The 21,083-nt window shown below is 70.9% G+C and carries 15 protein-coding genes; 12 read left to right on the top strand and 3 right to left on the bottom strand.

The window, feature by feature from the left end; genetic code table 11:
• Positions 1-85 precede the first annotated feature (85 nt).
• The 8 genes from HDC36_RS00745 (at position 86) to rlmH (ending at position 8,571) form a co-directional block, all read left to right on the top strand.
• Entirely contained in the window at positions 86-709 is a 624-nt protein-coding gene (locus HDC36_RS00745; protein ID WP_179563775.1) for a DUF998 domain-containing protein, read from the top strand.
• A 266-nt stretch (positions 710-975) separates the two neighbouring features.
• Positions 976-3,618, top strand: a complete 2,643-nt coding sequence (leuS, locus tag HDC36_RS00750; protein ID WP_179563776.1) for a leucine--tRNA ligase — start codon at positions 976-978, stop codon at positions 3,616-3,618.
• 151 nt (positions 3,619-3,769) lie between these two features.
• On the top strand, positions 3,770-4,372 hold the full coding sequence (gene lptE / locus HDC36_RS00755) for an LPS assembly lipoprotein LptE (RefSeq protein ID WP_179563777.1): 603 nt from the start codon (positions 3,770-3,772) through the stop codon (positions 4,370-4,372).
• An 86-nt stretch (positions 4,373-4,458) separates the two neighbouring features.
• A complete protein-coding gene (gene holA / locus HDC36_RS00760; RefSeq protein WP_179563778.1) occupies positions 4,459-5,493 on the top strand; it encodes a DNA polymerase III subunit delta in 1,035 nt (344 codons plus the stop codon).
• A 50-nt stretch (positions 5,494-5,543) separates the two neighbouring features.
• A complete protein-coding gene (gene nadD, locus HDC36_RS00765; RefSeq protein ID WP_343204305.1) occupies positions 5,544-6,290 on the top strand; it encodes a nicotinate-nucleotide adenylyltransferase in 747 nt (248 codons plus the stop codon).
• Positions 6,291-6,349: 59 nt separating this feature from the next.
• Positions 6,350-6,763 (top strand): ribosome silencing factor, encoded by a 414-nt coding sequence (gene rsfS / locus HDC36_RS00770; RefSeq protein WP_179563780.1) that lies wholly within the window; start codon positions 6,350-6,352, stop codon positions 6,761-6,763.
• A complete protein-coding gene (locus HDC36_RS00775; RefSeq protein WP_179563781.1) occupies positions 6,756-7,922 on the top strand; it encodes a J domain-containing protein in 1,167 nt (388 codons plus the stop codon). Before rsfS ends, HDC36_RS00775 begins: the two co-directional genes overlap by 8 nt.
• Positions 7,923-8,100: 178 nt before the next feature.
• Entirely contained in the window at positions 8,101-8,571 is a 471-nt protein-coding gene (rlmH, locus tag HDC36_RS00780) for a 23S rRNA (pseudouridine(1915)-N(3))-methyltransferase RlmH (protein ID WP_064540057.1), read from the top strand.
• Positions 8,572-8,742: 171 nt separating this feature from the next.
• Here rlmH and HDC36_RS00785 read toward each other — a convergent pair whose 3' ends face one another.
• The 3 genes from HDC36_RS00785 to HDC36_RS00795 all read right to left on the bottom strand — a co-directional run bounded on the left by HDC36_RS00785 (position 8,743) and on the right by HDC36_RS00795 (position 13,329).
• Positions 8,743-11,457: a TonB-dependent receptor gene (locus HDC36_RS00785; protein ID WP_318241185.1), complete on the bottom strand. Its 2,715-nt coding sequence runs from the start codon at positions 11,455-11,457 to the stop codon at positions 8,743-8,745.
• Positions 11,458-11,681: 224 nt separating this feature from the next.
• Positions 11,682-12,353, bottom strand: coding sequence for an energy transducer TonB (locus HDC36_RS00790; RefSeq protein WP_179563783.1), 672 nt, complete (start codon positions 12,351-12,353; stop codon positions 11,682-11,684).
• A gap of 238 nt (positions 12,354-12,591) precedes the next feature.
• Complete coding sequence (locus HDC36_RS00795; protein WP_179563784.1) at positions 12,592-13,329, bottom strand: SIMPL domain-containing protein; 738 nt, start codon at positions 13,327-13,329, stop codon at positions 12,592-12,594.
• A 132-nt stretch (positions 13,330-13,461) separates the two neighbouring features.
• On the opposite strand from HDC36_RS00795, the gene HDC36_RS00800 reads away from it, so the two are divergent.
• From HDC36_RS00800 to tldD, 4 genes are all read left to right on the top strand, one after another.
• The gene (locus HDC36_RS00800; RefSeq protein ID WP_179563785.1) at positions 13,462-14,028 is read left to right on the top strand and encodes a Maf family nucleotide pyrophosphatase; all 567 of its coding nucleotides are present in this window, start codon (positions 13,462-13,464) and stop codon (positions 14,026-14,028) included.
• Positions 14,028-15,518 (top strand): ribonuclease G, encoded by a 1,491-nt coding sequence (rng, locus tag HDC36_RS00805; RefSeq protein ID WP_179563786.1) that lies wholly within the window; start codon positions 14,028-14,030, stop codon positions 15,516-15,518. Before HDC36_RS00800 ends, rng begins: the two co-directional genes overlap by 1 nt.
• Before the next feature lie 124 nt (positions 15,519-15,642).
• Complete coding sequence (locus HDC36_RS00810; RefSeq protein WP_179563787.1) at positions 15,643-19,536, top strand: YhdP family protein; 3,894 nt, start codon at positions 15,643-15,645, stop codon at positions 19,534-19,536.
• Between the two features lie 64 nt (positions 19,537-19,600).
• Positions 19,601-21,043, top strand: a complete 1,443-nt coding sequence (tldD, locus tag HDC36_RS00815; protein WP_179563788.1) for a metalloprotease TldD — start codon at positions 19,601-19,603, stop codon at positions 21,041-21,043.
• Positions 21,044-21,083 lie beyond the last annotated feature (40 nt).

Raw genomic sequence — 21,083 nt, forward strand, 5'->3', positions numbered from 1 at the left:
GCAGGGTGCCAGCCGCGGCCGCAGCGGCGACAATGGGCGCTTGGCGCGCCGCGGTGGCGTGGCGGCGCAGGTGCCCGGAGACACGATGGCCAACCGATACGATCAGGCGCTGCGCTATGCAGGGCCGTTGCTGGCGCTGGCCGCCGTGGCCGCGGTGGTCGGCTTCGGACGGGCGCTGCCGGGCTACCTGCCGTGGTCGCATCCGGTCGCGCTGCTCGGCGCCAGCGGCATCCCCCATGCCTGGGCCTTCGACCTGTTGGCCTTCGTGCTGCCCGGGGCGCTGGCGGTGGCGCTGGCGCTGCGCCTGCTGCAGCGCAGCGGCCCTGGCGCGCCCTGGTCGCTGCGCGTCGGCGGCCAGTTGCTGCTGCTGGCCGGGCTGGCCTTCGCCGGCATGGGCCTGCTGCCGCTGGATCCGGCCGACCTGGAATCGCGCGCCACCCAGTTGCATGCCAGCGCCTGGCTGCTGTGGGTGGTGGCGCTGGTGGCGGCGGCCAGCCTGCTGGCCGTCGGCGCCTGGCGCCAGCCCGGCGCGCGCGGCTGGGCGCGGGCCGCGCTGGCGGTGGCGCTGCTGGCCGCGCTCGGCGCGTTCGCACTGGACGCGCTGCTGTCGGCGGCGGTGGCGCAGCGGCTGGTGTTCGCGCTGTGGTGGGCCTGGCTGGCGCTGCTGGCCTGCTGGCCCGGGCCGCAGGCGCTGTCGCGCCGCGGCTGAAACCGTCGCCGCCGCGCAATCGGCGCCGTCCCGCAGCGCATCGAACCGGCCCGGCGCGAGGCCGTTGCGCGGTCCACCCGCCGCGCCGGCCGGCGCGGTCAGGGTGGTTTTCCCCGTATCCGACGCACTGGCAGCGATGCGCGTCGGGCTCGCCGGCCCGGTCGCAGGCGAGCGGCGTCGGCACCGCTCGTCGCCACGATTGGAGCCGCCTGCTGCGCTGCGGTACCCTTGCCTGCTTTGTTGCCGCCTGGCCCTTGCCCGTTTCCATGTCCGCCGTCGAGCCCACCGCCTACGACCCGCAGCAGGTCGAATCGTCCGCCCAGCAGTTCTGGGACGCCACCCGCGCCTTCGAGGTCAACGAGACCTCCGACAAGCCCAAGTTCTACTGCCTGTCGATGCTGCCGTATCCGTCCGGTGCGCTGCACATGGGCCACGTGCGCAACTACACGATCGGCGACGTGATCAGCCGCTACCAGCGGATGAACGGCAAGAACGTGCTGCAGCCGATGGGCTGGGACGCGTTCGGCCTGCCGGCCGAGAACGCCGCGATCAAGAACAAGACCGCGCCGGCGAAGTGGACCTACGCCAACATCGAACACATGCGCAGCCAGCTCAAGTCGCTGGGCTATGCGATCGACTGGTCGCGCGAATTCGCCACCTGCCGTCCCGAGTACTACGTGCACGAGCAGCGCATGTTCACCCGGCTGATGCGCAAGGGCCTGGCCTATCGCCGCAATGCGGTGGTGAACTGGGATCCGGTCGACCAGACCGTGCTGGCCAACGAGCAGGTCATCGACGGCCGCGGCTGGCGCTCCGGCGCGCTGGTGGAGAAGCGCGAGATCCCGCAGTGGTTCCTGCGCATCACCGACTACGCGCAGGAGTTGCTGGACGGCCTGGACCAGCTGCCGGGCTGGCCGGAATCGGTCAAGACCATGCAGCGCAACTGGATCGGCCGTTCCGAAGGCCTGGAGATCCAGTTCGAGGTGCGCGACGCCGACGGCGCGGCGCTGGATCCGCTGCGCGTGTTCACCACGCGCCCGGACACGCTGATGGGGGTGACCTTCGTCTCCATCGCCAGCGAACATCCGCTGGCGCTGCACGCGGCCAGGTCCAATCCGCAGCTGGCCGCATTGCTGGCCGAGCTGAAGCAGGGCGGCGTGTCCGAGGCGGAACTGGAGACCCAGGAAAAGCGCGGCATGGACACCGGCCTGGTGGCGGTGCATCCGATCAGCGGCGAGCAGGTCCCGGTGTGGGTCGCCAATTTCGTGCTGATGGGCTACGGCACCGGCGCGGTGATGGCGGTGCCCGGCCACGACCAGCGCGACTTCGAGTTCGCCAACAAGTACGCGCTGCCGATCCGCCAGGTGATCGCGCTGACGGCGCCGAAGAACGACGAGGAGCGCACCTGGGAGTCGAGCGTCTGGCGCGACTGGTACACCGACAAGACCCGCGAGTTCGAACTGGTCAACTCGGCCGAGTTCGACGGCCTGGACTACCACGGCGCGTTCGAGGCGCTGGCCGAGCGCTTCGAGCGCAAGGGCCAGGGCCAGCGCCGCATCAACTACCGCCTGCGCGACTGGGGCGTCAGCCGCCAGCGCTACTGGGGCTGCCCGATCCCGGTGATCTACTGCGCCAGCTGCGGCGCGGTGCCGGTGCCGGAAGACCAGCTGCCGGTGCTGCTGCCGGAGAACGTGGCGCTGAGCGGCACCGGTTCGCCGCTGAAGACCGATCCGGAATGGCGCAAGACCACCTGCCCGCAGTGCGGCGCGGCGGCCGAGCGCGAGACCGACACCTTCGACACCTTCATGGAGTCGAGCTGGTACTACGCGCGCTACACCTCGCCCGGCGCCAAGGACATGGTCGACAAGCGCGGCAACTACTGGCTGCCGGTGGACCAGTACATCGGCGGCATCGAGCACGCGATCCTGCACCTGATGTATTTCCGCTTCTTCCACAAGCTGCTGCGCGACGCGCGCCTGGTGGACAGCGACGAGCCGGCGACCAACCTGCTGACCCAGGGCATGGTGATCGCCGAGACCTACTACCGCGACAACGGTGACGGTTCCAAGGACTGGATCAACCCTGCCGACGTGGATGTGCAGCGCGACGAGCGCGGCCGCATCGTCGGCGCCACCCTGGTCGCCGACGGCCAGCCGGTGCAGATCGGCGGCACCGAGAAGATGTCCAAGTCCAAGAACAACGGCGTGGACCCGCAGGCGATGGTCGGCAAGTACGGCGCCGACACGGTGCGCCTGTTCTCGATGTTCGCCGCGCCGCCGGAGCAGTCGCTGGAGTGGAACGAGGCCGGCGTGGACGGCATGGCGCGGTTCCTGCGCCGGCTGTGGGCGCAGGTCCACAAGCATGTCGCCGACGGTGCCGCCCCGGCGCTGGATGCGGCCGCGCTGGGCGCCGAGCACAAGGCGCTGCGGCGCAAGACCCACGAGACCATCGGCAAGGTCGCCGACGACTATGGCCGCCGCCACAGCTTCAACACCGCCATCGCCGCGGTGATGGAGCTGACCAATGCGCTGGCCAAGTTCGACGACGCCGGCGACCAGGGCCGCGCGGTGCGCCAGGAAGCGCTGGAAGCGGCGGTGCTGCTGCTCAACCCGATCACTCCGCATGCCAGCCACGCGCTGTGGCAGGCGCTGGGACATGCGCCGACGCTGCTGGAAGATCTGCCGTTCCCGCAGCCGGACCCGGCCGCGCTGGTGCGCGACGCGCTGACCCTGGCGGTGCAGGTCAACGGCAAGCTGCGCGGCACCATCGAGGTCGCGGCCGACGCCCCGCGCGAGCAGATCGAGGCGCTGGCCCAGGCCGAGCCGAACACCGCCAAGTTCCTGGAAGGCCTGAGCATCCGCAAGATCATCATCGTGCCGGGCAAGATCGTGAACCTGGTGGCGGCGTGAACCGCGCCGCCGCGGTCGTACGCGTTGCCGCGGCGCCGGCTGCGGCGGCGCCGTCGGCGCGCGCTTCGGCTCGTCTCAACCCTCGTTCACGCGGCATCGGGCAGGCTAGCCGCCTGTTGCCGCGCCCAGCCGGCTCCTCCAGACTGTGTCCATGACCCGACTCCTGCTCGCCCTCGTCCTCGCGACGACCCTGACCGCCTGCGGTTTCCATCTGCGCGACAAGCTGACCCTGCCGGCCGGCACGCCCTCGGTGAAGGTGGTCTCCTCGGCGCCGTACAGCGAGCTGGTGAAGCTGCTCGAACGCGGCCTGCGCGCCGCCGGCGCGGAGATCGCGCCGAAAGAGGTCAACACCGGCGTGGCGCGCCTGGAAGTGCTGTCCGAGCGCTGGGGCGACCTGCCGATCGCGCTCGACGCCGAAGGCCGCGCCCAGGAGTACAGCCTGCGCTATGCGGCGATCTTCGTGTTCCGCCGCGCCGACGGCAGCGTGCTGGTGCCGCAGCAGGTGATCGAGCTGTCGCGCGACTACGTGTCGCCGCCGACCGACGCCACCGGCACCACCACCGAGCGCGAGATCCTCGCCGACGAACTGCGCCGCGAGATGTCGGCCTCGATGCTGCGCCGGATCGACAGCGTGGTGCGCGCCGAAGTGCGCAACGGCAAGAACGTCAACGAGGCGCCGCCTGCCGCCACCGGCACGCCGGTCGAAGGCAAGCCGGACCCCGGCACGCCGCCGGCGACCTCGCCGCAGCCTTGATCCGCCGGCCACCGCCCGCCGCCCGCCGCTCGCCCGTAGCGGGCGATCCGCTGGCGGCGCGCAGCGACAGGCCCTAGGTTGCCGCCATGGAATTGCGTCCCGAACAACTCGTCACCCAGCCGGCCGCGCAGCCGCTGCATCCGGTCTACCTGATCGCCGGCCCGGAAACCCTGCGCGTGCTCGAGGCCGCCGACGCGGTGCGTGCGCGTGCGCGCGCCGAAGGCATCGGCGAGCGCGAGGTGTTCGACGCCGACGGCCGCGAGTTCGACTGGAGCCAGCTGTATTCCAGTTTCAATGCGCCGAGCCTGTTCAGCCCGCGCCGGCTGATCGAACTGCGCCTGCCCAGCGGCAAGCCCGGCAAGGAAGGCGGCGAGGTGATCAGCGCGTTCTGCGCCGATCCGCCGCCGGACGTGGTGCTGCTGATCACCTGCAACGAATGGAGCAAGGCGCACCAGGGCAAGTGGGCCGACGCGGTCGGCCGGCTCGGGGTGATCGCGGTGGCCTGGGCGATCAAGCCGCACGAACTGGGCGACTGGATCGAGCGCCGCCTGCGCAGCAAGGGCCTGCGCGCCGATGCCGGCGCGGTGCAGCGCCTGGCCGAGCGGGTCGAAGGCAATCTGCTGGCCGCCGCGCAGGAGATCGACAAGCTGGCGTTGCTGGCCGACGGGCAGAGCCTGGACGTGGCGGCGATGGAGTCGCTGGTCGCCGACGCCGCGCGCTACGACGTGTTCCGCCTGGCCGAGGCCACCCTGGCCGGGCAGGCGCCGGTGGTCGGACGCATGCTCGCCGGGCTGCGCGCCGAGGGCGAAGCGGTGGCGGCCTTGCTGCCGATCCTGATCAAGGAACTGCTGCGCACCGCGGCGCTGGCCAAGGTCCAGGCGGCCGGCGGCAACCTGGCCGCGGAGATGAAGGGGCAGGGCATCTGGGAGTCGCGCCAGGCGCCGTTCAAGCGCGCCCTGCAGCGGCATGCCGAACCGCGCCGCTGGGAGCGCTTCGCCGCCGAAGCAGGACGCATCGACCGCATCGCCAAGGGCCGCGCCGACGGCGACGCCTGGATCGCGCTGGAGCGCCTGCTGCTGGCCATCGCCGAGGCGCGGGCGGTGCGGTTGTTGGTGGTATGACCGCCGGGATTGGGGATTCGGGATTCGGGATTGGCAACAGCGGCGATCCCGTGGCGTCGGATGTCCGCGCAGAAGTTGCCGCCGTTGACGAATCCCGAATCCCGAATCCCCAATCCCGGCCTCTCAGCCTGATCTACGGCGGCACCTTCGACCCGATCCACAACGGCCACCTGGCGATCGCGCGGGCGGCGCGCGATGCGTTCGGGGTGCCGGTGCGGCTGATGCCGGCCGCCGATCCGCCGCATCGCGACGCGCCGGGCGCCAATGCGCGGCAGCGCTGCGAGATGCTGGCGCTGGCGATCGACGGCGAAGCCGGGCTGTTGCTCGACCGGCACGAACTGCAGCGAGCGCTGGCGCAGCCGGGCGTGGCCTCGTACAGCATCGACACGGTGCGCGAGCTGCGCGCCGAACTCGGCGCCGCCGCGCCGCTGGCGCTGCTGATCGGCGCCGACAGCTTCGTCGGCTTCAACGCCTGGCGCGACTGGCGCAGCCTGCTCGACACGGCGCACCTGGTCGTCGCCGACCGTGCCGGCAGCGGCTGGGAACGCGCCTTGCCGGCCGAACTGGCGCAGGCGGTGGCCGGGCGCTGGGCGGCGTCGCCGCAGGCGCTGGCCGGCGCGCCGGGTGGCCTGCTGTGGTGCCTGCGGCAGCCGCTGCGCAGCGAATCGGCCAGCCAGGTGCGCGAGCGCATCGCCGCCGGCGGCGACTGGGCGGCGCTGGTGCCGGCCGCGGTCGCGGACTACATCCGTGCCGCCGGGCTGTATGCGGCGGCCCCCAGCGGCGCCCGCGCCGACTAGCTGAATACGCGTCTTCGCGTAGTTCCCTATAATTCGCCCATTCCATCGAGTTCGCACCTTTGTCCAGTCAAGCCCACGTCATCAAGACCCAACTGCCCAACCCGCCGCCGTCGTTGCCGGTACTGCTCGCCCACGTCCGCAACGCGCTCGACGAGCTCAAGGCCAAGGACGCGGTGGAAATCGACGTGCGCGGCAAGTCCAGCGTCACCGACTACATGATCGTCGTCTCCGGTACCTCCACCCGCCACGTCAAGTCGATCGCCGACGAAGTGATCAAGCACGCCAAGAAGCTGGACGTGATGCCGCTGGGCGTGGAAGGCGAGCGCGAGGCCGAGTGGGTGCTGGTCGATCTCGGCGACGTGGTGGTGCACGTGATGCTGCCGCGGGTGCGCGAGTTCTATGCGCTGGAGCGGCTGTGGACGGTCGGCGACCAGCCGCCGAGCGACGCGGACGACGACGCGCGCGATGCCTGATCCGACGCCCCGGCGCGACGACGCGCCGGTGGCGGATGCAAGCCCGGGCCTGACCCTGTCGGCCGCATTGCCGGGCGCCGGCAATGCGCTACGCAGCGCCGCTGGCGAGCGCTTCGACAGCCTGGTGGTGCAGCTGGAGCGCAGCCGCGGCGAACTCGCCGCCTGGCGCGAGGCCTTGCCGCGCTGGCAGCAGCGCTTCCACGAACAGGTGCAGCCCTTGCTGCAGCGGCGCGACCAGTTGCACGTCGAGCGCGTGCTGGCGCTGGATGCGGCGGGCATGGCGCAGAAGCTGGGCAAGAGCGACCGCGCCGCGCTGTCGGCGCAGCTCTGCGCGCTGATCGAGCCGTTGATCGACGAGGTTGGCCTGCATGACCTCAAGCCGCTCTACGACCGCCATGCGGAAACCTCCTACGACGAACGCATCGCCGCCTCGGATGCGGCGCTGCGCGGGTTGATCGCCGTGCATTTCGGTGTGGACGCCGATGCCCTGCCGTATCTGGCATCGCCGCAGGCGTTGTTCGAGCGCCTGCAGCAGCGCCGCCGGCAGACCCAGGTCGCGGCGGTCGCACGCAAGGCGAAGAAGGCGCAGCGCGCCGCCTCGGCGGCGCCGGCGCCGGCGTTCGATCCGCAGACCGCGTTACGCGAGGTGTACCGCAGGCTGGCCGCGGCGCTGCATCCGGACCGCGAGGCCGATCCGTTGCAGCGCGAGCGCAAGACCGCGCTGATGCAACGGCTCAACGCGGCCTATGCCGATGCCGACCTGCTCGGCCTGCTCGAATTGCAGTTGCAGGCCGGCCAGCTCGACGCCGCCGCGCTGGCGGCGATGGCCGAACCCCGCATCGAGCGCTACAACCGCATGCTCGGCGAGCAATTGCAGGCCACCCAGGACGAGCTGCGCCGAATCGATGCCGCGTTCAAGGCCGACTACGCGGTGTTCGGCACGCGCCGGCTCAAGCCGGAGCGCTTGCATGCGGCGATGGCCGAGATCAAGCGCGCGCTGCAGGACGAGATCGACGAACTGGCCGAGGACCTGCGCGAACTGCGGCAGGCGCCGGCGCTGCGGCATTGGCTCAAGCGGCAGCACCCGCACCCGCCGCAAATCTCGCGCGAGGCCATGCTGTTCCAGGCCATGCTGGACGACGCGCAGCGCGACGAGTAGCGCGCAGCAGGCAGGTGCAAGTGCGATGGCGGGTGGTCTGCCCATGGCGCGCTATGGACGCGGCCGGTAAAAGCGGTCGCGGCTGAAGCCGCTCCTACAGGGAGGGCGGCTGGCTCCGCGACCAGGGCGCTACAGCCGCGCGCCGATCGCCGGGCCGCGCCGCGGCTATCATGCCGGCATGAAATGCAGACTCATCGCCACCGGCGAACGCGCGCCCGCCTGGGTCGCGCAGGGCTTCGCCGAATACCGCAAGCGCCTGTCGCACTGGCTGCCGCTGGAACTGGTCGAGATCGAACCGGGGTTGCGCGGCAAGGGCCGCGACGCGCAGCGCGCGATCGAGGACGAAGGCCGCCGCGTGCTCGCTGCGCTGCCGAAGAACGCGCTGGTGGTGGCGCTGGACGTGCCCGGCAAGCCGTACAGTTCCGAACAGCTGGCGCAGCGCATGGAACACTGGCGCGGCCAGGGCCGCGACCTGGCGCTGCTGATCGGCGGTCCCGAAGGCCATTCGCCCGAGGTGCTGGCAGTGGCCGGCGAATCCTGGTCGCTGGGTCCGCTGACCCTGCCGCACATGCTGGTGCGGCTGGTGGTGGCCGAACAGCTGTACCGCGCCGCGGCGATGCTGGCCAACCATCCCTATCATCGCGCATGACCGCCAGGCTCGCCTGATTCGCCCCGCGCCTGCACGACGCGCCAGCCGCGCGTCGCCCGCGGCGCCGGCGCGACGCCGGCAACGCAATCGCCGCGCGACTGGCGCAGGTCGGCACAAACAAAAAAGCCCGGGCTCGCGCCCGGGCTCTTCCGTGTATCGCAACGCGTTCGATCAGTTGAACGTGTACTTCGCGCCCACCGTGAAGTAGCGGCCGACCGCGCCGCTGAAGTGCAGCGGGTTGTAGTTGACGCCGCCGTAGGTGGACGGATCCAGCGGCGCGATCCGGTCGAACACGTTCTGCACCGAGGCGTTGAGTTCGAACGCCTCGGTGACGTTCCAGCGGCCGGACAGGTCGAAGGTGGTGAACGAGGCGATCTTCTCGACCGGGCTGCCGTCGGCATAGAACGCCAGGTAGTCGCCGCCGCGGCTGTCCTTGTTCTCGATGCTGGCGATGTAGTTGACCACGCCGCTGACGCTCCAGCTGCCCTGCTTCCAGGTGCTGCCGACGTTGACCCGGTCCTGCGGGGTGCCGATGCAGTTGGTCACGTCGCAGTTGCCGTGGGTGCCGACGTAGTCGTAGGTGGTGTCGCCTTCGGTGCGCTCGAACTTGAGCAGGTGGCTCCATTGCGCGTCCAGCTCCAGCTGGCCCGGACCGATGACGAAGGTCTGGCGGATGTCGGTATCGATGCCGCGCACGCGCGAGGAATTGGCGTTCACGTAATCGGTGTTCACCGCCAGGATGGTGCCGCTGTTGGCCACACCGCCGATGTCGTTGCTGTCGCGCAGGACGTCGCCGGCGAGGATCGCGTCGCGCGTGTTGCCCTGCGCGATCTCGTTGGTACGCTTGATTTCCCACGCGTCCACGGTCAGCGAGGTGCTGGCGGTCGGCTGCAGCACGAAGCCCACCGAGTAGCTCTTGGACTCTTCCGGGGTCAGCGCCGAATTGGGGCGGGTGATGATCGCCACCGAGCGCGCGGTGCATTCGTTGGCCGGATCGATCGCGCAGCGGATCGGGTCGACCGCATTGGAGAACGCGGCCAGGCCGCCGTCGCCGTTCTCGGCCGGGTTCGGCGCGCGGAAGCCTTCGGCGTAGCTGGCGCGCAGGGCGATCCAGTCGGCCGGCGTCCACTTCACCCCCAGCTTCGGCGTGGCCTTGCTGTCGCCGCTCTCGTACTTGTCGTAGCGCACCGCCGCCGACAGTTCCAGTTGCTCCAGCACCGGCGCCGACAGCTCGGCATAGGCGGCGTAGACGTTCTGGGTGCCGTCGTAGGACGAGTAGCCCAGGCCGATGATGTCGCCGATGTCGGTGTAGGTCTGCGGGGTCAGGCTGTTGCTGGTGCGGCGCCATTCGGTGCCCAGCGCCAGGCCCAGCGGGCCGCCCTGCAGGTCGGCCAGGCTGCGCGAGACGGTGAAGTTGAACATGTCCAGGCTGGACTTGGCGCGCGCGCTGATGGTCGGCGAGATGTAGTCGTACAGCGCCTGCGAGTTCAGCCCGGCGTCGTCGCCGATGCGCCAGGTGCCGGCCGGGCAGGCCGGGTTGCCGAGCACGCACCGCACCGCGCTGTAGCGCAGGAAGCCGGTGCGCTTGTTGACCAGGTCGGTGCCCGAATGCAGGTAGGCGGTGTCGTAGCTCCACTCGCCCCAATTGCCCTTGACCCCGGCCAGGAAGCGGTTGAACTCGTTGGTGTTGTCGGTCACCCGCGGGCCGACGTCCCAGGCGCTGTAGCGCAGGCGCGCGGCGTAGGGCAGCGGGTTGTCGGGATGGCCGGCGTAGAGCACGGTGGCGCCGGCGCCGCTGTTGGCATTGACCGGGCCGCCGGGATAGCCCCAGCCGCCGGACACGCCGGACGGGGTGTTGGAGAACACGGTTTCCTTCTTCGAGTAGCCGATCTCGGTGTAGATCTCGCCGCCCTCGCCGAAGGCGAAGCTGGCGCGGCCGAACACGTTGACGTACTTCTCCTCCGGGCTCAGGTCGCGGTATTGCTGGACCGCATCGCCCAGGCAGCCCTGGGCCTGCGCGGTGGCGTCGGTCTGGCCGGGGATGGTGCTGACGCTGGCGCAACCGGGCAAGGCCACCAGTTGCGGCGTGGCCGCGTTGTTGAACACCGAGCCGTTCGGGCCGGCGCCGCCGGCGGTGCCGCCACTGAGATAGGCGCCGGTGATGAACTGTATGTCGGCGGGGTCGTAGCCGTAGCGGCGGATGTCGCCGGTGCCGATCCACTTGCGGTCCTTGCGGTCGCTGATCTTGATCGCGTCGGACTTGCCCACGTCCAGACTGAAGAACGCGTTCCAGCCGTCGTTGGCGAAGTTGCCGGTGCCGGCGGTCAGGGTCGCCTTGCGCGCGTTGCCGTCGCTGTCGCCGGACATGCCGTAGGAGCCGCGCAGGATCGCGCCTTCGAAGTCGCTGCGCAGGATGATGTTGACCACGCCGGCGATGGCGTCGGAGCCGTAGATCGCCGAAGCGCCGTCCTTCAGGATGTCGATCCGCTCGACCGCGTCCAGCGGGATGGTGCTCAGGTCGGTGAACACCTTCTGGCCGTCGTCGGCCAGGCCGTAGGTGGCCATGCGCCGGCCGTTCAACAGCACCAGGGTGGAGCCGGCGCCCAGGCCGCGCAGCGAGATGCCGGCACCGCCGCCGGCGAAGCCGTTGCCGAAGCTCTTGGGAATCGAACCGGCGCCGTCGGAGGTCAGCGTCTGCAGGTATTCGGCCACCGTGCTCTTGCCGGTGCGGTCGATTTCCTGGCGGGTGACCACCTGGACCGGGGACGGGGTCTCGGTGTTGGTGCGGGGGATGTTGGAGCCGGTGACGGTGATGCGGTCGAGGTTGGTGGCCGCTTCTTGTGCGAATGCGGGGGTGGCCGCGGCGGTCGCGAGGGCGCTGCTCACGCACGCGCACAGGACAAGGCGGCGGGTCGCACGCCGTTGCTGCTGGATGTTCACAGTTTCTCTCCTAACTGGAAACGCGAGTTGTACGGCTAAAAATCGCAAGGGCGCCGACCTGTCCCGGTCGGACGCGTGCCATGTACTTGCAGGTATTGTGAAATTTCAGTGAAGCCTGGCGATGCAGCCGTCCCGCCGCGGGGTGTCGCAGCGGGACGGACGCAGCTACCTCAACGGCCCAGGGAAAAATCCACCGGGACCAGTCCATAAGCCTGAACCGGCACTCCTTGCTGCAGTGCGGCATGGAACTTCCAGCGCTTCAGCACCTGCTCGCGCGCGGCCTGATCCAGGATCCGGTGGCCGCTGCTCTTGGCGATGCTGACCTCCAGCGGCTGGCCGTCGACGCCGACCAGCACGCGCAGCAACACGCTGCCCTGCAAGCCGTCGCGCAGCGCATCGCGCGGGTAGGGCGGGGCCGGCGCACGCAGGTACTGCAGCTGCATGCCGGCGACCGGTGCGCTGACCTGATCCGGCGGCACGCTCGGCTCGGCCGCGGTCGGGGCCGGATCGGCGGCCTCGGCCTGCATCGGCATCGGGCTGGTGTCGGCCAGCGGCGCCTGCACCGGGGTCGGGACCGGCACGGCGGTCGGCACCCGCGGCTGGGTCATGGGCCGCTTCTCGGGCTGCACCGTGGCTTGCGGCGGCGTTGGAGTGACCGGAACCACGATCGGTTGCTGCCAGATGGGTTGCGCCTTGGCCGGCTCCTGCGGCGGCGCCACGTGCGAGAGCGGGATCAGCAACAGCAGCATGGCCAACAGGTGCAGGCCGATCGCGGCGCTGAGCGCCAGGATCCGCGACAGGTCGATACCGAACGAGGGAGCGGGGAGTTGCGTGCGAACCATGATCCACCTCCATGATGAAGTGCGTCTTGTGGACTTGCGGTACGACCAAACGCGCCAGCGCGGCGGACGGGGTCGATGCGGCCCCCGCCCGCGCCTTCGACATTGCGCCTGTTGCCGTCGCCATGGCAAGCATCGCCGGCGGACCCGCACGCCAGCCCGGCGCCACGGCATCGCATGGGCGCAGAAACGACGACGGCGCCCGCAGGCGCCGTCGTCGGCAAGCTGGTGCGGGCGGGGCTTACTTGCCCAGTTCGAACACCACGTCCAGGTTGACCGACACGCTGCTTTCGCCGGTCGCCACCGGGGTGCTGTCCATCTCCGCCTTCATCGCCATCGTGCGCATCATCGGCATCGGGCGCACGCCGCCGCCGCTGCCTTCGGAGATGCTGACGATGCGGCGCACGCGCAGGCCCAGCGACTTGGCGTAGGTCTGCGCGCGGGACTGCGCCTTCTTCAGCGCATCGACCCGGGCCTGGTCGTACAGCGGTTCCGGATCGTCGATCTCGAAGGTGGGGCCGTTGATCTGGTTGGCGCCCTGCGCGGCCAGCGCGTCCAGCACCTTGCCGAGCTTGGCGATGTCGCGCACTTTCAGGTTGACCGAGTTGCTGGCCTGGTAGCCGAGGATCTGCGGCGCCTGGTTCTCGACGTACTTGTACTGCGGGCTGAGATTGATGCCGCTGGTCTGCACGTCCTTGTCGGCGATGCCGGCGGCGCGCACCGCGGCCAGCACCTTGGTCATCTGCTCGGCGTTCTGGCGCATCGCCGCGGCGCTGTCGCTGGCCTGGGTGACCACGCCGGCCGACAGCGTGGCCACATCCGGCGCGTGCCTGGCCTCGGCCTGGGCGGCGATGTTGAGCAGGGTGCCGTCGGCGGGCACGGCATAGCCCGGTGCGGCGGTTTGGGCATGGGCGGTCATCGTGCCTCCTAGGGCGAGGGTCAGGGCCAGCAGCAGCGGACGGATGGAGGGTGCACGCATTGGAGGTTCTCCTTGAAAGTGAGGCGAGGGTGTTGCCGCGACGATGAACGCGTCGTGATTCGGAGCGGGGTCGAGTGTGCGCCTCCGGAATTAGCGATCGTTCAGTCAGGCCCGCCGGGTTATCCTTCAGCCATGCTGTATCTCGCTTCCCGTTCCCCCCGCAGAAACGAACTGCTGACGCGCCTGGGCGTGCCGTTCCGGATCCTCGATCTGGAGGTGCCGGAGGTGCGCGCGGCCGACGAATCTGCGCAAGCCTATGTGCGCCGCGTGGCCTTGGACAAGGCCCGCGCCGGCATGGCGCAGCTGGCCGGTGCGGCCGATGCGGTGGTGCTCGGCGCCGACACCGAGGTGGTGCTGGACGATCGCGTGTTCGGCAAGCCGGCCGACGCCGCCGACGCGGCGGCGATGCTGGCCGCGTTGTCCGCGCGCACCCACCAGGCGATCACCGCGGTGGCGCTGGTCGCCGCGGCGCGCGAGGACGTGCTGCTGGTGCCGACCCAGGTCAGCTTCGCGGCCTTGTCGGCGCAGGACATCGCCGACTACGTGGCCAGCGGCGAGCCGATGGGGCGCGCCGGCGCCTATGCGATCCAGGGCGGCGCCGAGCGCTTCGTCAGCCGCCTGGACGGCAGTTATTCCGGGGTGATGGGCCTGCCCCTGCACCAAACTTCCCAACTGCTGCGCGCCTTCGGAGTGCTTTGATGTCGCAAGAGATCCTGGTCAACGTCACACCGCGCGAGACCCGGGTGGCCGTCATCGAGAACGGCATGCTGCAGGAACTGCACATCGAGCGCGGCTGGCGCCGCGGGGTGGTGGGCAACATCTACAAGGGCCGGGTGCAGCGGGTCATGCCGGGCATGCAGGCGGCGTTCGTCGAGGTCGGGCTGGAGCGCGCGGCGTTCCTGCACGCCAACGACGTGGTGCGGCCGGCGCCGGTGGCCAACGGCGACACCGACGAGGCGCCGCCGCTGCCGGTGGCGGCGGGGGTGCCGATCGTGGAGCTGCTGCGCGACGGCCAGGACATCGTGGTGCAGGTGGTCAAGGACCCGATCGGCAGCAAGGGCGCGCGGCTGACCACGCAGATCAGCATTCCCTCGCGTTACCTGGTGCTGCTGCCGCAGTCGCGGGTGATCGGGGTGTCGGCGCGGATCGAGGACGAGGCCGAGCGGCTGCGCCTGAAGACCCTGGTCGCCGACCTGGCCGCCAGCCACGGCGGCTTCGGCTACATCATCCGCACCAATGCCGAGGGCCAGCCGGCCGAGGCGCTGGCCGAGGACATCGCCTATCTGTCGCGGGTCTGGAACGTGGTCGAGCGGCGCGGCCGCGACGGCGCCCCGGCCAGCATCATCTACGAAGACCTGAGCCTGCCGCTGCGCGCGGTGCGCGACCTGATCCGCAAGGACGTGGAGAAGGTCAAGGTCGATTCGCACGAGACCTTCGAACGGCTGCAGGCGTTCGTCGCCAAGTACATGCCGATCCTGGCCGAGCGCCTGGAGCTGTACACCGGCGACCGCCCGATCTTCGATCTGTACGGCGTCGAGGACGAGATCGCGCGCGCGCTCGACAAGCAGGTGCCGCTGAAGTCCGGCGGTTACCTGGTGATCGACCAGACCGAGGCGATGACCACCATCGACGTCAACACCGGCTCGTTCCTGGGCCAGCGCAACCTCGAGGAAACGGTGTTCCGCACCAACCTGGAGGCGGCGCAGGCGGTGGCGCGGCAGCTGCGGCTGCGCAACCTGGGCGGCATCATCATCATCGACTTCATCGACATGGACGACGCCGAGCACCGCCGCCAGGTGCTGCGCACGCTGGAGAAGGCCTTGTCGCGCGACCACGCCAAGACCACGGTGTACGAATTCTCGCCGCTGGGCCTGGTCGAGATGACCCGCAAGCGCACCGTCGAGAGCCTGGAGCGGCAGCTGTCCGAGCCGTGCCCGGAATGCAGCGGGCGCGGTTCGATCAAGACCGCCGAAACCGTGACCTACGAGATCTTCCGCGAGATCACCCGCGCGGTGCGCCAGTTCGACGCCGCGCGGCTGCTGGTGATCGCCTCGAGCAAGGTGGTGGCGCGGATCACCGACGAGGAATCCTCGGCGGTGGCCGAGCTGGAGGAATTCCTCGGCAAGAGCATCCGTTTCCAGGCCGACGAGCAATACCTGCAGGAGCAGTTCGACGTGGTGTTGTTGTGAAGCCGGGATTCGGGATTGGGGATTGGGGATTGGTTGAGCGGCGTGATCGCAACCGGTTGCTGTCCGCGTGCGTCGCTTTGGCGTTTGCGAATCCCCAATCCCGACTACCCAATCCCCGCCGTTGATGCCTACCCCCCTGCGCCGCCGCCTGCGCCTGGCCCGCCGTTTCGCGTTCTACGCGGTGGCGATCGGGCTGGTGTGCGTGGCGCTGGTGGTGGGGGCGCTGAGCCAGGCGCTGCCGTTCGTGGAGCGGCATCCGCAGCGGATCCAGGCCTGGCTCAGCGAGCGCGCCGGGCGCCCGATCCAGTTCGACCGGGTCGAGACCGCGTGGACCCGGCGCGGTCCGCTGCTGCGCCTGGATGGCTTGCGCGTGGGCGCCGGCGATGGCGTGCGCGTCGGCCAGGCCGAGGTGCTGGTGTCGATGTACGCCGGCCTGTTGCCGGGCCGCTCGTTCACCGAGCTGCGCCTGCGCGGACTGGCGCTGACCCTGCTGCGCGGCGCCGACGGCACCTGGTCGGTGCAGGGCCTGCCGACCACCGGGCAGGGCGGCGATCCGCTGGACGCGCTGCAGGGCCTGGGCGAGCTGCAGGTCATCGACGGCCGGCTGGCGGTGCATGCGCCGGAACTGGGCGTGGAGACGACGTTGCCGAAGATCGACCTGCGCCTGCGCGTGGACGGCGACCGCCTGCGCGTCGGTGCGCAGGGCTGGATCGATCCCAGGCAGGCGCCGCTGACCGCGGTGCTGGACATGGACCGCCGGCGCGGCAACGGCCAGGCCTATGTGGCCGCGCGCCCGGCCGAACTGGCCGGTTGGTCGGGGCTGCTGCAGGCCGGCGGCATCCGCATCGACGGCGGCACCGGCCAGGTGCAGGGCTGGGCGCAGTTGCAGCGGCATCGGATCGTCGGGGTCAGCGTCGAGGCCACGCTGCGCGACCTGCGCCTGAGCGGCGCGGCGCCGGTCGCCGGCGCCGCACGGCCGCAGACCGCGTTCACCACCCTGCGCGCCACCGCGCGCTGGCGGCAGATCGACGGCGGCTGGCGGCTGGATGCGCCGCAGTTGCAGATCGGCCAGGCGGGCCAGCCGATGCAGCGCCTGGACGGGCTGACCGTGGCCGGCGGGCGCCGCTTCGCGCTGCTCGGCGAACACCTGGACCTGGCGCCGCTGCTGGCGGTGGCCGCGCTCAGCGACGGCCTGTCGCCGTCCCTGCGCGCCTGGCTGCACGCGGCGCGGCCGCGGCTGCAGCTGACCCAGGTGGCGCTGACCGGCCGCGCCGGCGGGCCGCTGTACGGCCAGGGCCGGCTGAGCGCTCTGGCGTTCGCGCCGGTCGGGCAATCGCCCGGCGTCAGCGGCCTGCGCGGACGCTTCGAGGGCGACGCGCAGGGCGGCGAGCTGGTGCTGGATGCCGCCAGCCCGGTGCGTTTCGACTGGCCCAGCGGGTTCGGCGTGCCCCACGACGTGCAACTGGCCGGGCGCATCGTGGTGTTCCGCGACGGCGAGGACCTGCGCGTGGCGACGCCCGCGCTGCGCGTGCAGGGCACCGACTACGGCGCCGACTTCCGCGGCGGGCTGCGCTTCCAGGCCGACGGCTCGCGGCCGTGGATCGACGTGGCCGCCGAGCTGCAGGACGCGCCGGTGGTGGCGGCGAAGAAATTCTGGGTGCATTCGAAGATGAGCAAGGCGGCCACCGACTGGCTGGACGCCGCGCTGCAGGGCGGGCGCCTGCGCGGCGGCCGCGCGCTGGTGTCCGGCGACCTGGACCAGTGGCCGTTCGTCGACCACAACGGCCGCTTCGAGGCCAGTGCACGGCTGGACGACGGCAAGGTCCGCTTCCAGCGCGAATGGCCGGCGGTGGAGAAGGTGGACGCCGATGTCGTGTTCATCGGCAATGGCTTCCAGGTCCAGGGCCGCGGCGAGATGGGCGGGGTGCCGGTGGAACGGCTGTCGGCGACCTTGCCGGACTACAAAGAGGGCCAGCTCAGCGTGCTGGCCAGCAGCCGCGCCGAAACCGGGCAGCTGCTGGCGATGCTGCGCCAGAGTCCGCTGCGCAAGCGCTATGGCGACACCCTCGACGCGCTCAGCGCCTCCGGCCCGGCCGACGTCAGTTTCGACCTGCTGCAGCCGTTGCGCCGCGACGTGGGCGTGCATCATCTGCGCGGCAAGGTCGAACTGCTCGGCGCGCACATCGCCGACCGCCGCTGGGATGTGGCCTTCGACGACATGCGCGGCAGTGCCGACTATCGCGATACCGGCTTCGAAGCGCCCAGACTGGCGGTGCAGTACGCGGGCCATGCCGGCGAACTGGCGCTGCGCGCCGGCGATGGCGTGAGCGATCCGCAGCAGGCCTTCGAAGCGGCGCTGAGCGCCTCGGTGGACGCCGACGAACTGCTCGACCGGGCGCCGGAAATGGCTTGGCTCAAGCCGTTCGTGCAGGGCCGCTCGCGCTGGAACATCGGTGTCGGCCTGCCCAAGACCGCCGATGGCGGAGTGCAGCCGCCGAGCCGTCTGCAGCTGCATTCGGATCTGGTCGGCACCCAGCTGTTGCTGCCGGCGCCGATGGACAAGGGCGTGACCGCGCCGCTGGCGACCTCGGTCAACGTGCCGCTGCCGGTCGGCAGCGGGCGCATCGAGGTGGCCTTCGGCAAGCTGATGGCGCTGGTCGCGCGCAGCCAGAACGGCAAGACCGGGGTCAAGGTGGTGATGGGCAGCGACCACGTGGCCGAGGATCCGCCCAGCAGCGGCCTGACCGTGAGCGGCCGCACCGCCTCGTTGAACGCGATCGACTGGATCGGCCTGGTCAGCGGCCCGGATCCGAACAAGTCGGCCACGCCGGGCGCCGAAGACCCGATGCCGCTGCGCCAGATCGACGTGCTGGCCGACCACCTGCTGCTGCTCGGCGGCGTGTTCGACAACACCCGGCTGCGGCTGCAGCCGCAGGCCGACACGGTGGCGGTGCATCTGGACGGACCGGCGTTGGCCGGGGAACTCAGCGTGCCGAGCAAGGAGGGCGGGGTGCTCGGCGGCCGCCTGGCGCGGGTGCACTGGCGCGCCGCGCCGGCGGCGAGCGCGCCTGCGGCCGCGGCCGCGGCGCCGGCCAACGCGGCATCCGATCCCACCCCCGCGGCCGCGGCTGCGGCGGTGCGGCCGCTGACCGAGGCGATCGATCCGGCCTCGATCCCGGCGCTGGCGCTGGACGTGGACGACCTGCGTTTCGGCGCGATGAACCTCGGCGCCGCCTCGCTGCGCACCCGCAAGCTGAGCGACGGCATGCAGGTGGACCAGCTGCACCTGCGCTCGGACAAGCAGAAGATCGACATCAGCGGCGACTGGCGCGGCAAGGGCGCCACCGCGCGCACCCAGCTCAGCGCCAACGTGGACAGCCAGGACCTGGGCGAACTGATGCAGAGCCTGGACTTCGGCGGCCAGGTGCGCGGTGGCGAAGGCACGCTCACCCTGCGCGCCGCCTGGCCCGGCGATCCGGCCGGGTTCCAGCTGGCCACGCTGCAGGGCCAGCTCGACGTGGCCGCGCGCAATGGCCAGCTGCTGGAACTGAACCCCGGTGCCGGGCGCGTGCTCGGCCTGCTCAGCGTGGCGCAGCTGCCGCGCCGGCTGATGTTCGATTTCCGCGATTTCTTCTCCAAGGGCTTCGCCTTCAACCGCATCGACGGCCAGGTCCAGTTCGGCGACGGCGTCGCGCGCAGCGAATCGATGCTGATCGACGGTCCGGCCGCGGAGATCAAGGTGCGCGGGCAGGCCGACCTGCGCGCGCAGCAGTTCGACCAGACCATCGACGTCAATCCCAAATCCGGCAACCTGCTGACCGTGGTCGGCGCGGTCGCCGGCGGCCCGGTCGGCGCGGCGGTCGGCGCCGCCGCCAACGCGGTGCTGGGCAAGCCGCTGGGCGCGATCGGCGCGCGCACCTACCGCGTCACCGGCCCGTGGAAGGATCCCAAGGTGGAGGTGATCGAGCGCGAATCGGCGCGTCCGCCGGCGCCGCCTGCGGCGTCCAGAAGTCCCTGAATCGGCGCCTGCGCCGTACCGCCGGCGCTTGCGCTGAGCGTCCCCGTCCCCCATGTTGAGCCCCATGACCGAAAACGCCCTCAGCCTCGCCGAAACCCGCCTGTTGCTTCCCGCCGGCCTCGATGCCACCAGCCTGGAGCGCGCCTTCGGCACGCTGCTCGGCCCCGGCATCGACTTCGGCGACCTGTATTTCCAGCATTCGCGGCGCGAGAGCTGGAGCGTGGAGGACGGCATCGTCAAGGACGGCGCCCATTCCATCGAGCAGGGCGTGGGCGTACGCGCGATTTCCGGCGAAAAGACCGGTTTCGCCTATTCCGACGACATCCACCGCGACGCGCTGCTGGCCGCGGCGCAGTCGGCGCGGGCGATTTCCCGCGACGGCGGCGCGCAGCCGGCGCAATCGCTGCTGCGCGGCAACGGGCGCGCGCTGTATCCGGCGCTGGACCCGGTGGACGGCATGGGCAACGACCTCAAGGTCGAGATGCTGCGGCGCCTGGACCAGTTCCTGCGCGCCGCCGACCCGCGCGTGCAGCAGGTGATGGTCGGCCTGTCCGGCGGCGTGGACACGGTACTGGTGGCGCGCAGCGACGGCGTGCTCGCCGCCGACGTGCGTCCGCTGGTGCGGCTCAACGTGCAGGTGATCGTCGAGCAGGACGGGCGCCGCGAGTCCGGCTATGCCGGCGGCGGCGGCCGCTACGGCTACGAAGTGCTGTTCGCCGACGGCCGCCCCGAAGCCTTCGCCAAGGAAGCGCTGCGCCAGGCGCTGGTCAACCTGGAGGCGGTGCCGGCGCCGGCCGGGGTGATGCCGGTGGTGCTGGGTCCCGGTTGGCCCGGCGTGCTGCTGCACGAAGCGGTCGGCCACGGCCTGGAAGGCGACTTCGCGCGCAAGGGCACCAGCGTCTATGCCGGGCGCATCGGCCAGCGCGTGGCCTCGCCGGGCGTGACCATCGTCGACGACGGCACCCTCGACGGCCGCCGCGGCTCGCTGAACGTGGACGACGAAGGCACGCCCACCAACTGCACCACGCTGATCGAAGACGGCGTGCTGGTGGGCTACATGCAGGATTCGCTGAACGCGCGGCTGATGGGCGTGGCGCCGACCGGCAACGGCCGCCGCGAATCGTTCGCGCACCTGCCGATGCCGCGCATGACCAACACCTACATGCTGGCCGGCCAGCACGATCCGGAAGAAATGATCCGCTCGGTGAAGAAGGGCCTGTACGCGGTCAATTTCGGCGGCGGCCAGGTCGACATCACCAGCGGCAAGTACGTGTTCTCGGCGACCGAGGCCTACCTGATCGAGGACGGCAAGGTCACCGCGCCGGTGAAGGGCGCCACCCTGATCGGCAACGGCCCGGAGACGATGCAGAAGGTGCGCATGATCGGCCACGACCTGGCGCTGGACGAAGGCGTGGGCGTGTGCGGCAAGGACGGGCAGAGCGTGCCGGTCGGCGTCGGCCAGCCGTCGCTGCTGATCGACGGGCTGACCGTGGGCGGGACGGCGTAGGAGCCGGGAGTGGGGATTCGGGATTCGGGATTCGGTAAAG

The organism is Xanthomonas sp. JAI131, from assembly GCF_013410075.1.
GTDB lineage: Bacteria > Pseudomonadota > Gammaproteobacteria > Xanthomonadales > Xanthomonadaceae > Xanthomonas_A > Xanthomonas_A bonasiae.

Coding starts and splice junctions, on each gene's coding strand:
- HDC36_RS00745 (WP_179563775.1), top strand. CDS start 86: ATGGCCAACCGATACGATCAGGCGCTGCGCTATGCAGGGCCGTTGCTG.
- leuS (WP_179563776.1), top strand. CDS start 976: ATGTCCGCCGTCGAGCCCACCGCCTACGACCCGCAGCAGGTCGAATCG.
- lptE (WP_179563777.1), top strand. CDS start 3,770: ATGACCCGACTCCTGCTCGCCCTCGTCCTCGCGACGACCCTGACCGCC.
- holA (WP_179563778.1), top strand. CDS start 4,459: ATGGAATTGCGTCCCGAACAACTCGTCACCCAGCCGGCCGCGCAGCCG.
- HDC36_RS00775 (WP_179563781.1), top strand. CDS start 6,756: ATGCCTGATCCGACGCCCCGGCGCGACGACGCGCCGGTGGCGGATGCA.
- rlmH (WP_064540057.1), top strand. CDS start 8,101: ATGAAATGCAGACTCATCGCCACCGGCGAACGCGCGCCCGCCTGGGTC.
- HDC36_RS00790 (WP_179563783.1), bottom strand. CDS start 12,353: ATGGTTCGCACGCAACTCCCCGCTCCCTCGTTCGGTATCGACCTGTCG.
- HDC36_RS00795 (WP_179563784.1), bottom strand. CDS start 13,329: ATGCGTGCACCCTCCATCCGTCCGCTGCTGCTGGCCCTGACCCTCGCC.
- HDC36_RS00800 (WP_179563785.1), top strand. CDS start 13,462: ATGCTGTATCTCGCTTCCCGTTCCCCCCGCAGAAACGAACTGCTGACG.
- rng (WP_179563786.1), top strand. CDS start 14,028: ATGTCGCAAGAGATCCTGGTCAACGTCACACCGCGCGAGACCCGGGTG.
- HDC36_RS00810 (WP_179563787.1), top strand. CDS start 15,643: ATGCCTACCCCCCTGCGCCGCCGCCTGCGCCTGGCCCGCCGTTTCGCG.
- tldD (WP_179563788.1), top strand. CDS start 19,601: ATGACCGAAAACGCCCTCAGCCTCGCCGAAACCCGCCTGTTGCTTCCC.